This is a genomic window from Coprobacter secundus subsp. similis (assembly GCF_015097275.1).
GTDB classification, from domain to species: domain Bacteria; phylum Bacteroidota; class Bacteroidia; order Bacteroidales; family Coprobacteraceae; genus Coprobacter; species Coprobacter secundus.
The window spans coordinates 2,457,475-2,470,285 of record NZ_AP023322.1 but is presented as its reverse complement, the minus strand read 5'-3'; the positions used below and the strand labels follow the sequence as shown (position 1 = coordinate 2,470,285).

The following is a 12,811-nucleotide window of genomic DNA, read 5'->3' as shown; positions in this document are numbered from 1 at the left end:
GGAATGTTTACTGTAATTTTTTAACGCCTGTTCAACATTAGTGCTAAATTTCATAAAAGTCGATTTTGCCAAAAAAGATTTTCACTATCTTTGTACATAAAGTATGTGCGGCAGAATCACTTAAGGGTGGGTATGTTATCAACAATATTGATGATTTATCAACAATATTGTTATTTTCTTGGAATGAGATGAGGTGAGCCCAGCAAAAAAATGTTTCTTTGCTCGTAATAAATTTGGATTAGTTATATGGGTAAAGTTATTGCTATCGCAAATCAAAAAGGAGGAGTTGGTAAAACAACGACTTCTATTAATTTGGCGGCATCCTTGGCAGCATTAGATAAGAAAGTATTGATTATTGATGCAGACCCACAAGCGAATGCTTCATCAGGTTTGGGTGTAGATTTAAAATCTGTAACTACATCGATATATGAATGTTTAATTGATGGTGATTCATTACGTAATGCTATAACCAATACTTGTGTGGATGGTTTAGATATTGTCAGTTCTCGGATTGATTTAGTTGGTGCAGAATTGGAATTATTGAATATTGAGAATCGAGAGCGAGTACTTGCCGAATTGGTAGATGAAATAAAGCGGGAATATGATTTTATATTGATAGATTGTTCTCCATCGTTGGGACTTATTACGGTAAATTCATTAACAGCAGCCAATTCGGTAATAATTCCAGTGCAGGCAGAATATTTTGCTTTAGAAGGAATTAGTAAACTGCTGAATACGATAAAGATTATTAAGTCAAAACTGAATCCGTCTCTTGAAATAGAAGGATTTTTGTTGACAATGTATGATTCTCGTTTGCGTTTGGCAAATCAGATTTATGAAGAATTAAAAGTCCATTTTAAGGATATGGTATTCACGACTGTTATTCAGAGAAATATTCGTTTGAGTGAGGCTCCAAGTCATGGTGTCCCGGCCTTATTATACGATCCGGATTCGAAAGGAAGTATCAATCATATGCAACTGGCGAAAGAATTAATAGAGAGAAATAAGTAAGAATAGGAAAAAATAAGTGTTTCCCAGTTGCTTTTACTGGGAGCAATGATAATAAGATATGGCGACATTTAAAAGAAATGCTTTAGGGAGAGGGTTAGATGCTCTGATAACGATGGATGAAGTGAAGACTGAAGGTTCATCTTCGATAAATGAGATAGAATTGTCTCGCATATATCCCAATCCTGACCAACCTCGTAGAGAATTTGATCCAGACGGTTTAGCAGAGTTAGCATCTTCGATTCGTGAGTTAGGTATTATACAGCCTATTTCTTTGCGTCAAATTTCAGATGGCTCATATCAGATTATTGCAGGAGAACGACGTTTTAGAGCAGCGACGATGGCTGGATTGAAATCAGTTCCTGCGTATATACGTACTGCTGAAGATGAGACAATGATGGAGATGGCTCTTATCGAAAATATCCAACGAGAGGATTTGAATTCGATAGAGATTGCTTTAACTTTTCAGAAATTAATAGAGCAATATAACTTAACTCAAGAACGTTTAAGTGAGCGTATAGGGAAAAAACGTACTACTATTGCTAATTATTTGCGATTACTGAAACTTCCGGCAGAGATACAGATGGGGTTAAAGAATAGGCAGATAGATATGGGACATGCGCGTGCGTTATTGGGAATAGGTGATCCTGCTACTCAGCTTAAGATTTATGAGCAGATTCAGGAACAGGGTTATTCTGTTCGTAAAGTAGAAGAGCTTGTAAAAACACTTTCTGAAGGCGGAGGTGCTGAATCGGATGCTGTTCCTCCTAAAACGAAAAAAATAGTCAGGGAAGAATATGGTATTCTTCAAAAGCATTTATCTACATTTTTTAAAACTAAGGTACAGTTTGTATGTAGTGATACAGGGAAAGGAAAAATAAGTATTCCTTTTAAAAATGAAGAAGAGTTGGAGCGTCTGATGGCTATTTTTGACCAATTGAAATAAAATTTTGATAAGTAAAATAAAAATAAATATAAGTTTATATCGTTCGGTATATTTCCGATGGGCATGTATTTTGATTTGCTGCTTTGTTGTCGAGTTGGTAACAGCAAGTCTGATAGTACAGCCCGATACCCTTCCTGTCATTGAAGATGTGCCAATGGACACTCTTTCAATGACAGTCGATAGTCTTGGACGGGTAACTTTTGCAGATATCAAAACTGATACTATTCAGATTGAAACGAAAAAGACAAAATTTAAGAAATTAAAAGATTGGGAACCTATTCCAGATTCCCTGGTCTTTAATCCAGATCCAATGAAAGCAGTTTGGTATTCTGCACTTTGTCCAGGGTTAGGGCAGATTTATAATCGCCGTTATTGGAAGTTGCCTATTGTAATTGGTGGTTATATGGGATTGATATATGCGACATCTTGGAATGGTCGCTATTATACGGACTATTCTAATGCGTATAGGGATATAATGGATAGTGATCCGACAACAAATAGTTTTATTAACTTTTTGCCTTATAATAGGCGAAATGATTCGCAATATATAGAAGAACACATGGATTGGTTAAAAGGAGTCATGAAGCGAAAAAAAGATTTTTATCGACGAAATCGAGATTTATGTATAATTTCTATGGTCGGTTTATACATCGTAAGTATGATTGATGCCTATGTCGATGCACAGCTCTATCATTTTGATATTACGCCGGATATTACCATGCATTTGCTTCCGGCCGTTTTGGAGCCGACTCCTTTTTCTCGTACATCGTTAGGAATGCAGTGTGCGATAACTTTTTAAAAAATGAATTGTTATGAGAATTTTTGTGCTAGTTTCTTTATTTGTAGCCGTAAATGCTTCGGTATTTGCTCAACAGTTTCGACATATTGCTGTAAAGGATACAATATCAGATAAAGCTATTGTTTTACCTGAGAGTCTTGAAAGTGATGTTGATAGTCTTTTTTCCGGATGGTATTTAAAAAAATATGCGATAATAGATTCAAATTGTATTAGTGGGAGTGTTAATATTGATTATCCTGATTCCGTTTATATACAACGTTTATCGTGTATGCCTACTGTTATAGAAATGCCGTTTAATCAAATTGTGAAAAGTTATATTACTTTTTATACTGAGCGGCGTAGGAAATTGGTGGAAAACATGATGGGGCTTGGGACTTACTATTTCCCTATTTTTGAACAAGAGTTAGAAAAGGCCGGACTTCCTTTAGAATTAAAATATTTACCTATTATAGAATCTGCCCTTCGTCCGGAGGCAACATCTAGAGCTGGTGCTGCGGGATTGTGGCAATTTATGATTGGGACAGCCAAAATATTGGGTATGGAGGTGAATAGTTTAGTTGATGAACGTCGTGATCCGGTAAAGTCTTCAGAAATGGCAGCTCATTATTTGAAAGAGCTTTATAATATTTATAATGATTGGGGGCTTGCTATTGCTGCTTATAATTGTGGACCGGGAAATGTAAATAAGGCGATACGTCGTTCTGGTGGAAAAGATTATTGGGAAATATACAATTTTTTACCTCGGGAAACTCGAGGATATTTACCGGCATTTATAGCTGCGAATTATGTTATGCATTATTATAATGAACATAACATTTGTCCAGTTCGGACGGACATGCCATTGACTACGGATACGGTACATATTAATGAACAAATTCATTTTCAGCAAATTGCAGATGTGTTAAATATACCTATTGATCAATTACGCTCTTTAAATCCACAATATCGTCGGGATATAATTCCTGGTGATTCGAAGACCCGGGCGTTATTGCTTCCTACTCAACAAGTGTATGCTTTTATCGAGGCTCGAGATTCAATTGTACAACATCAGAATGGTTTATATGCTAAACGTACTACAGTAGAACCTGCTGGTTATAGTGCTTCAAATGCTAAAGTTATTTATCATAAGATACGTAGAGGAGATACCTTGTCTAAAATTGCTTACCGTTATGGTGTTACTACACAGGAAATTAAACGTTGGAATCGTTTGAGGGGAAGTACTCTTATTGCCGGACGTAATTTGAAGATTTATCGAAATAGAGTAGTTTCAACACCTAAAAAAGAAGAGGCGGTAAAGAAAGAATTTGTGGTAGCATCTTCAGATTCAATAAAAAGTAATAATAATGAAGCGCTAAAATCGTCTGTAGAGACTATTACACAACAAAAGAAAATAGAGACGGTTTATCATAAAATTCGTTCGGGAGAGACTCTTTCTGTTATAGCAAATCGTTATGGCGTTTCTACATCTAATTTGAAGAAATGGAATGGATTGAATAGTAGTCGTATTAGAGCGGGGCAAAAACTGAAAATCCAAAAAACAGTTTATATGAAAATCCCTGTAAATGAGCTATCCAAATCTTTTGAAGATAGGGAAATCATAACAAATGTAACGGAGCATAGAGTAAAATCGGGAGAAACTTTAGCGGTAATTGCTAGTAAGTATGGAGTGACAGTAAGTCAATTGAAAGAATGGAATAATTTAAGTAGTAGTAGAATTCAAGTAGGGCAGCGGCTGAAAGTAAGTGGAAAAGATGTTGCTATTACTCAAAATGATTATAATAAGGCTGAGAACAATGTAAATAAGCAGACTAAAGTTAAATTTAAATATCATACAGTAACGAAAGGTGAGAGCCTTTGGACTATTTCCAGATTATTTCCAGGGGTAACATCAGAGTTGATTATTAAAGCAAATAACTTGAATAGTTCTTCATTAAAAGTAGGTCAGGTATTGAAAATTCCAGTAGGTTAAATGATGCTTAGAATGAGAAAGGCTATTTCATGTGAGGTAGCCTTTTTTGTTGATATTAATAATTAAAAGATCGGAAAAATGTAAACAAATCTACAGTTTGCGTGTTATTTCAATCAAATACTATTGCTCTTTTAAGATATATATAATTTATTAATTTAAATATAGTAAAAAATGTATATATTTTTTTAGATAGGTAAAATTTTTTGTATTTTTGTCGTTGAATCATTAACAAAGAGATTTTAAATATAAAATCTAATTAAATTATTAAATGATGGATAGAGAAGTAATTGGCTTAAATGCTGGATTAGTTTGGAATGCGTTGAATAACAGCGAAGAAAAACTTACCCTGAAAGGTTTAAAAAAAGTGACCAAGCTCAAAGATAAAGAGCTTTATGCCGCAATAGGATGGTTATCTCGTGAGGATAAAATTTCTATTGAAGAAGTTGAAGGTGGTGATCTTTTAATCGGATTAATTTAATATATCCGAAAGGAAATAAAAAGCAGGGAGCAATATAAATTTATATTGCTCCCTGCTTTTTATTTTATATTTATATTTATATTGTTTTTGTCCATAATACAGTTACTTAAATATAAGTTAGAAAATAATGTTGTATTACGTTGGATGAAAAGTATTATTATGGTTCTGTTTTATATCGGTTTGGAAGAATGATTAATATAAAAGTCGGTTGAGGCAATAGAGAAGTAATGTAAAATGTCAGTCTTACTAGGTCTATAGGTATGTTTAAATTATTATATAGATTTCTGAAAAATACTTTGAGCAAAATTTAGGTCAGAAATGGCCGTTATAGTATTTATCCAAATAATCATTAATATTATATATACAAAAAATGATAAGTAAGTCCACTTTCTTTGATTTTAAGGTTATAGTCATTAATTTGTTTATTATTTTGATCGCTATAAATCTTCTAATGTTTTATCGATTTGTATATTATCAAGTATTAATTTAGAAGTAACAACAATGTTGTAAATAAGAAATCTTGTAAGCAAGGTAAAGATATCGGATTTTTGATGTACCTTTGAGATAATAAATTTAAACTGCAATGACAAAAATCGGAACCACATTATCGAAAGTAGGGAAAAAAGCACTTTTGTGCGGATCTGGAGAACTTGGAAAAGAGGTTGCAATTGAGCTTCAAAGATATGGTATAGAGGTAGTTGCAATGGATAAATATGCCAATGCTCCAGCTATGCAAGTTGCTCATCGTTCATATGTTTTATCGATGCTCGATGGAGAGAGGTTAAGAGAAATAATAAAAAATGAAAAACCTGATTATATTATTCCAGAGGTAGAAGCTATTGCAACTCAAACATTAGTGGAATTAGAAAAAGAAGGTTATCATGTAACTCCTACAGCTCAGGCCACATTCCTTACAATGAACCGAGAAGGTATTCGACGCTTAGTTGCAGAGGATTTAGGAATAGAAACATCTCCTTATCGATTTGCATCTACACGGGAAGAGTTTGAATGTGCTATTGAAGGGATTGGTGTACCATGTGTAGTGAAACCTATAATGAGCTCTTCGGGGCATGGGCAAAGTATAGTTCGTTCTTTTGCAGATATAGATAATTCTTGGCATTATGCACAAGAAGGAGGACGGGCTGGAGCAGGTCGAGTGATTGTAGAAGGTTTTGTTGATTTTGATTATGAGATTACATTATTGACTGTACGTCATAGTGCGGGAACAACTTTTTTAGAGCCGATAGGACATCATCAGGTAGATGGAGATTATCGAGAATCATGGCAACCTCAACCTATGAACGATAAAGCTTTGGCTAAGGCGAAGGAGATAGCACAAAGAGTTACTGATGCATTAGGTGGCTGGGGAATTTTTGGAGTAGAGTTATTTGTAAAAGGAGATAAGGTCCTTTTTAGTGAAGTTTCACCTCGCCCGCATGATACTGGTATGGTAACGATGATTTCTCAAGATTTATCAGAATTTGCATTACATGCTCGTGCCGTGTTAGGGTTACCTGTTCCTGCAGTTTCATTTTATGGTCCTTCAGCTTCAAAAGCGATTGTTGTCGAGGGAGATAGTGATAAAGTTGAATTTGATAATTTAGAAGAGGTGTTGAATGAACCGGATGTCCAAATTCGTATTTTTGGTAAGCCCGAGGTAGTAGGACATCGTCGTTTAGGGGTTATTCTTGCTAAAGCGAATACTTTGGAAGAGGCTCGAAATAAAGTAGAGCGAGCATACTCTAAATTAAGAGTGATTGTTCATCCGAGGTAATTGGAGATGAATTACCTGGCACATATTTTTTTGTCTGGGTCCTCTCCTAAATCTCAAATAGGAGGATTTGTTGCAGATGCTGTAAAAGGGAAATACGATAATTATCCGCTTGCGATGCAATTGGGAATCTGGTTGCATCGCAAGGTAGATGAGTTTACAGATAATCATGTATTGGTAAAGGATGTATTGACTGATTTACGACCTCGTTTTGGAAGATATTCTGTAATTTTGCCTGATTTGTTTTTTGACCATTTTTTAGCAAAAAATTTTTCGGATTATTCAAAGGTTCCGTTGAGAATATATTCTTATCGTTTTTATATTTATTTGTTATTAAATTATTACTATCTTCCTTCCCGTGTTCAAGGGTTTCTATGGCATTTTATTTTTACGAATCGATTGTGCCGTTATTGTACAGTTGAAGGGCTATTTGAGTCTTTACAAATTATGGTCACTTATCGTAACATTCCATTATCTACAAAATCTATTGAAGAATATTTTGTAGATAATTATGCTAATTATCAGTCGTTGTTCAATATATTTTTTAGGGATCTGCAATCTTATTTGCGACAGATACGAAAGACAGATTCTTTATAATCTTTATCGGGGAATATATCCTATATTTTCTATTAGTTTTTGGCCCGTAGGAGAAAGAGAGTAATAGATAAAGGAAGAAATAATGTTTTCTTTTGATTTATCATAATAGTAATATAATGGTCGTACTACAGGGTATGTTTTGTCTTTTGCATTTTTAAAAGTTGGAGCTACATACGTTTTTCCGTCATATGATACACGAATTGCTTTAATACCTGATGAAACATAAGCTAGTCCGACATAACCTATAGCTCCTTTTGTTTGTCTAACAGACTGAATAATAGCTCCAGTTGCGGGCATACTCAATACGGAATTTATATAATTTTTGTTTCTAAGTATTTTTTCTTTAAAGAATTCGTATGTTCCAGAACTAGTTTCTCGCGAATAAGTGACAATAGGAATGTCTTCTCCTCCTAACTGTTTCCAGTTACGAATTTTTCCGGTAAATATATCTTCGAGTTGTTTCCTTGTTAATTGGTTTATTGGGTTTGATGGATGGACTATTATAGCTAATGCGTCATAAGCGACAATAACTTCGGCAGGAACTATTTTTTTCTTTTGAAATTTTATCTTTTCTTCAAATTTTATCTTTCGGGAAGACATTGCTAAGTCCGTTGTTCCTTCGTATAGAGCCGATAGTCCTACGCCACTACCACCACCTGTGACTGTAACTTTGCTATTAGAGTGAATTTTCATATATTCTTCTGCATGTTTTTGAGCGACTGGTAAAACGGTATCGCTTCCTTTTATTCGTTGAGAAAACAACGAATGTGTTATTAGAAACACAAATAGAAGTATAAAATTTTTTTTCATATAAATATCATACTTAAGAATATTACAAATATATTCTTCTGTAATTACTGCTTTATTGCATATGAATTACAATTGTATTTCAAATAAATAATAAAAAATGTCCCGGAGAATTTTTTCCCGGGACATTTTTTATTATTTATTTGAAACTTCTACTATATGAGTGGGAGGTAGAGATGAGTTTCTTTCATCTACAGCTATTATTACTTGTTCAGCAAGTTTCTCAAAAGCTTTTCCCGTAATAGTATTAGGGGATAATGCAACAGGGACGCCCTTGTCGCCTCCTTCGCATATACTTTGTACAATAGGTATTTGTCCCAATAAGCGTACTCCTAGAGATTCTGCTAATTTTTTTCCACCTTCTTTTCCGAAGATAAAATATTTGTTTTCTGGAAGTTCGGCCGGAGTGAACCAAGCCATGTTTTCAACTAATCCAAGAACTGGAACATGAACTTTGTCATTTGTAAACATATCTATACCTTTTCGAGCATCAGCTAATGCGACTTCTTGGGGAGTTGTTACAACAATAGCTCCAGAAATTGCTAATGTTTGTACTAAAGTTAAATGTATATCGCTTGTCCCGGGAGGTAAATCAAGAACAAAATAATCAAGCTCATCCCAATTAGCATCGGCAATAAGCTGTTTGAGTGCATTACTAGCCATACCTCCTCTCCATACGACAGCACTATCTTTATCAACAAAGAAACCAATAGAAAGTATTTTTATTCCATACTTTTCGACTGGGACTATCATATCTTTTCCATTAATTTCTTCAGCGAAAGGACGTGCATCTTCTACACCAAACATCTTGGGTACAGATGGACCAAATATATCAGCGTCTAATAAGCCAACTTTATACCCTTTTTGAGCAAGAGCAACTGCTAGATTCGCTGCAACTGTCGACTTTCCTACGCCACCTTTTCCTGATGATACAGCAATAATATTTTTTACTTGAGGTAATAATTTCCCTGGTTCTGGTTGTTGGAGTTGTTTAGATTTTATGTGTATATTACCTTTTATGTCTGTATCCTCTCCAACATATGTCAAAATAGCGGTTTCTGCTGCTTTGACAACAGATTTCATAAAGGGGTCATTGGGCTTTTCAAATATCAATGAAAAACTTACCTTATTTCCGTCGATACGGATATCATCTCCTACCATTTCTGCAGAGATGAGGTCTTTTCCGTTTCCTGGATAACGTACTTTTCTCAGGGCGTCGGTGATTAATTTTGGATATATTGCCATAATAATATATTAATCTTTATTTAGGAATTTGTTTTTTTCTTTATTTTCACTACGTTTGCTTCTGTTGAAGCTACGATAGTTGTCATATTCAATTTCAATATTTGGTTCGATTAATCGGTCTCTGTTTTCACAAATAAAAGATATATATTTTATTGTCAATCCTCTATCAAGCCATTGCTGTTCATAAAAAGTTTTTATATTTAATATATCATCTTTTAATCCTGAATGGTACAGATCTTCTGTTTGAAATATTATAGGGTAATGATTAACTTTTACCATTTCGCAAGTATAGGTAAAAAGGAAATTACTATCACTTTTTAGATGTATTATGCCATTTGGTTTTAGTATTGTCCGATATAATTCCATAAATCGGGTAGATGTAAGTCTTTTACGTACTTTTTTCATCTGAGGATCAGGGAAGGTTATCCAGATTTCAGATACTTCCCCAGGTGAAAAGAAGTAAGTAATCAGTTCGATTGTGGTACGTAGAAATGCTACATTTTTCATTCCTGATTGTAGCGATTCTTTGGCTCCAGTCCACATACGTGCCCCTTTTATATCTATTCCGATAAAATTTTTGTTGGGATATTTACGAGCAAGTCCTACAGCATATTCTCCTTTTCCACATCCTAGTTCTAAGACAATAGGATGGTCATTTTTGAAAAAAATGCTGTTCCATTTTCCCTTCATGTCAAATCCCTCATTTTGTAAAATAGAAAAAGGATATTGAAATACATGTGGGTATAAATTCATATCATCGAATTTCTGCAGTTTATTTTTACCCATATATTTTTTATATAAAATAGAAACGAAGATACTCAATTTTTGCCTAAAATAAGAATATTGTCTAATTATAACCTTGTTTTAGTTCTGTTTTTTATTTCGATAAAATACAGAATATAAATAAAAGTAACTTTTATATCCTGTATTTTATTTATTTGACTTTATAAAAGAGTAATTTCTGAAGTTTCTCTTATATCATTAGAAGAGGCTCCAATATATATTTTGAATTTGCCTGGTTCTGTTCTCCATATTTTTTGTTTATCATCATAGAATTTAAAAGCTTCATCTGTAATTTCAAATGTTACTATTTTTTCTTCTCCAGGATTTAACTCAATTTTTGAAAAGCCTTTCAATTCTTTTATCGGACGTTCGAAAGAACATTTTTCGTCACCAATATATAGTTGAACAGTTTCTTTACCTTTAATTTTCCCGCTATTTTTGATAGGTATAGAAATTGTAATCTTGTCATTATTTTTCATTTGTTTAGAAGAAATTTTTATTTTACCATAATCGAAAGTTGTATAACTTAAGCCATGGCCAAAAGGAAATAATGTTTGTTTTTTCTGTTTATCTATCCAGCGATATCCAATAAAAATACCTTCATTATATCTTACATTCACATGGTCTCCCGGATATTCTCCTAGGGCGTGTGAAGGATAATCCTCCAATTTCTCGGCAATAGTCATTGGGAGTTTCCCAGAAGGATTAACTTTCCCGGTGAGAATTGACGCAATTGCATTTCCTGATTCTGTTCCACCAAACCATCCTTCTACAATAGCCGGGACTTCTTTTATCCAAGGCATAGCAACAGCGTTTCCTGATATAATAGTTACTACGATATTTTTATTAACTTTAGCCAATTCAGAAATTAAGCGATCTTGTCCATAAGGTAAGTTATAACTTTTTCTATCATTGCCTTCGCTGTCTTGATTTTCATTTTTATTTAGTCCTCCAAAATATAATACGATATCAGCATCTTTAGCCGCATTGATAGCTTCTTGCAATAATATTTCTGGATTTGGTTCTTTATATCCTACTGGTATTTTTGGCTTAGGGTCGCGTTTTTCGGTTAAAGGACTAACATAGCCTTTTACGTATATGATTTCAGCCAGATTTCCTATCTGTTTTTTCAGACCATCTAAAGGGGTTATTTCGTATTTTACTTTAAGGGAAGAAGAGCCACCACCAAGAGTCATTCTTTTGTTGGCGTTTTCTCCGACAACTACAATTTTTTTTATTTTGTTCAAGTTAATAGGTAGAATGTTTTTGTCATTTTTTAATAAAACAATGCCGTTTTCAGCGATAGTCCGCCCTGCTAAAGCGTGCTCTTCTGTTCCGAAAGAGCCCCAAGGTCTTTGAGAATTCATAACTGTTCGAAATATCATTTTCAGTAAACGGCGTACTTTATCGTCAACTACTTTGATATTTATCTCTCCTTTTTTTATTTTTTTTAATAGAGGGTCAGCAAGGTAATAGTTGTCATAAGCGTTTGCTTTTCCTTGGCTGAGCCCATCTGTCCAGGTTCCCATTTCTAAATCCAATCCAAAGTTGGCTGCTTGCTCTGTGTTATGTACTCCTCCCCAGTCAGAAATAACGACTCCGTCAAATTGCCAATCCTGTTTCAAAATATCATTTAATAAATATTGGTTATGGCAACATTGCTGTCCTTTATATTGATTATAAGCACCCATGATAGACCAGACCCCAGCTTCTTGTACTGCAGCTTTGAAAGCTGGTAGATAAATTTCATGTAAAGCTCTGTCATCAATAATTACATTGATATGACCACGGTCGATTTCTTGATTATTCAAAGCAAAGTGTTTTACACAAGCAGCTACACCATTGCTTTGTACTCCTTGTATATAAGGAATTACCATACGAGATGAAAGAAAAGGGTCTTCACCCATATATTCAAAATTGCGCCCATTTAGAGGTGTACGATAGATATTTACTCCAGGTCCTAAGAGCACGTCTTTTTTACGATATCGCGCTTCTTCGCCAATAGATTTTCCATATAATGCGGCCATTTGAGGATCCCATGTAGCAGCTAGGCATGTAAGTGCAGGGAAAGCGATACAAGAATCAGAGGTCCAATGAGCCCCATTCCACTCATCCCAAAGTACTTCTTCTCTAATGCCATGAGGACCATCACTCATCCAAAGTTCGGGAATTCCGAGTCGTGGTACCCCATATGAACTAAACTTTGATTGAGCATGACACATTTTTACTTTTTCTTCTAATGTCATTCTTGTTAATGCATCTTCCACTCTCTTTTCGATAGGTTGGCTTTCATCTAAATAAACAGGTTTTACTGTTTGAGCAAATGCTGAAATTGTAAAACAAGTACAAGCTATCAGACTTGTGATTTTTTTCATGTGTTGTTGTGTTTTAATCAGTTAGTTTGTCGA

Annotated in this window: 11 protein-coding genes; 7 read left to right on the top strand and 4 right to left on the bottom strand. The window is 34.3% G+C overall.

The genetic code is table 11. The features are described 5' to 3' along the window. Positions 1-246 precede the first annotated feature (246 nt). From Cop2CBH44_RS09805 to Cop2CBH44_RS09775, 7 genes are all read left to right on the top strand, one after another. Positions 247-1,011 (top strand): ParA family protein, encoded by a 765-nt coding sequence (locus Cop2CBH44_RS09805; RefSeq protein WP_021929487.1) that lies wholly within the window; start codon positions 247-249, stop codon positions 1,009-1,011. 58 nt (positions 1,012-1,069) lie between these two features. After that, positions 1,070-1,954 (top strand): ParB/RepB/Spo0J family partition protein, encoded by an 885-nt coding sequence (locus Cop2CBH44_RS09800; RefSeq protein WP_021929488.1) that lies wholly within the window; start codon positions 1,070-1,072, stop codon positions 1,952-1,954. A gap of 4 nt (positions 1,955-1,958) precedes the next feature. Then, positions 1,959-2,753, top strand: a complete 795-nt coding sequence (locus tag Cop2CBH44_RS09795; protein ID WP_200754720.1) for a DUF5683 domain-containing protein — start codon at positions 1,959-1,961, stop codon at positions 2,751-2,753. Positions 2,754-2,766: 13 nt separating this feature from the next. Beyond that, positions 2,767-4,722 carry a LysM peptidoglycan-binding domain-containing protein gene (locus Cop2CBH44_RS09790; RefSeq protein WP_200754719.1) on the top strand — a complete coding sequence of 652 codons (1,956 nt, stop codon included), beginning with the start codon at positions 2,767-2,769 and terminating at the stop codon, positions 4,720-4,722. A 271-nt stretch (positions 4,723-4,993) separates the two neighbouring features. Continuing rightward, complete coding sequence (locus Cop2CBH44_RS09785; protein WP_044231018.1) at positions 4,994-5,200, top strand: winged helix-turn-helix domain-containing protein; 207 nt, start codon at positions 4,994-4,996, stop codon at positions 5,198-5,200. 583 nt (positions 5,201-5,783) lie between these two features. Then, positions 5,784-6,974, top strand: coding sequence for a formate-dependent phosphoribosylglycinamide formyltransferase (gene purT, locus Cop2CBH44_RS09780; RefSeq protein ID WP_021929493.1), 1,191 nt, complete (start codon positions 5,784-5,786; stop codon positions 6,972-6,974). A 6-nt stretch (positions 6,975-6,980) separates the two neighbouring features. Further along, positions 6,981-7,568 (top strand): acyl carrier protein phosphodiesterase, encoded by a 588-nt coding sequence (locus Cop2CBH44_RS09775; protein ID WP_021929494.1) that lies wholly within the window; start codon positions 6,981-6,983, stop codon positions 7,566-7,568. Positions 7,569-7,571: 3 nt separating this feature from the next. Here the strand turns inward: Cop2CBH44_RS09775 and Cop2CBH44_RS09770 are convergent, their stop codons facing one another. The 4 genes from Cop2CBH44_RS09770 to Cop2CBH44_RS09755 form a co-directional block, all read right to left on the bottom strand. Further along, on the bottom strand, positions 7,572-8,378 hold the full coding sequence (locus Cop2CBH44_RS09770; RefSeq protein WP_055095527.1) for a phosphate ABC transporter substrate-binding protein: 807 nt from the start codon (positions 8,376-8,378) through the stop codon (positions 7,572-7,574). 132 nt (positions 8,379-8,510) lie between these two features. Next, a complete protein-coding gene (locus Cop2CBH44_RS09765) occupies positions 8,511-9,620 on the bottom strand; it encodes an Mrp/NBP35 family ATP-binding protein (protein ID WP_200754718.1) in 1,110 nt (369 codons plus the stop codon). A gap of 9 nt (positions 9,621-9,629) precedes the next feature. After that, the gene (gene trmB / locus Cop2CBH44_RS09760; RefSeq protein WP_021929497.1) at positions 9,630-10,406 is read right to left on the bottom strand and encodes a tRNA (guanosine(46)-N7)-methyltransferase TrmB; all 777 of its coding nucleotides are present in this window, start codon (positions 10,404-10,406) and stop codon (positions 9,630-9,632) included. A gap of 158 nt (positions 10,407-10,564) precedes the next feature. Next, complete coding sequence (locus Cop2CBH44_RS09755; RefSeq protein ID WP_021929498.1) at positions 10,565-12,778, bottom strand: glycoside hydrolase family 3 C-terminal domain-containing protein; 2,214 nt, start codon at positions 12,776-12,778, stop codon at positions 10,565-10,567. Positions 12,779-12,811: the final 33 nt, after the last annotated feature.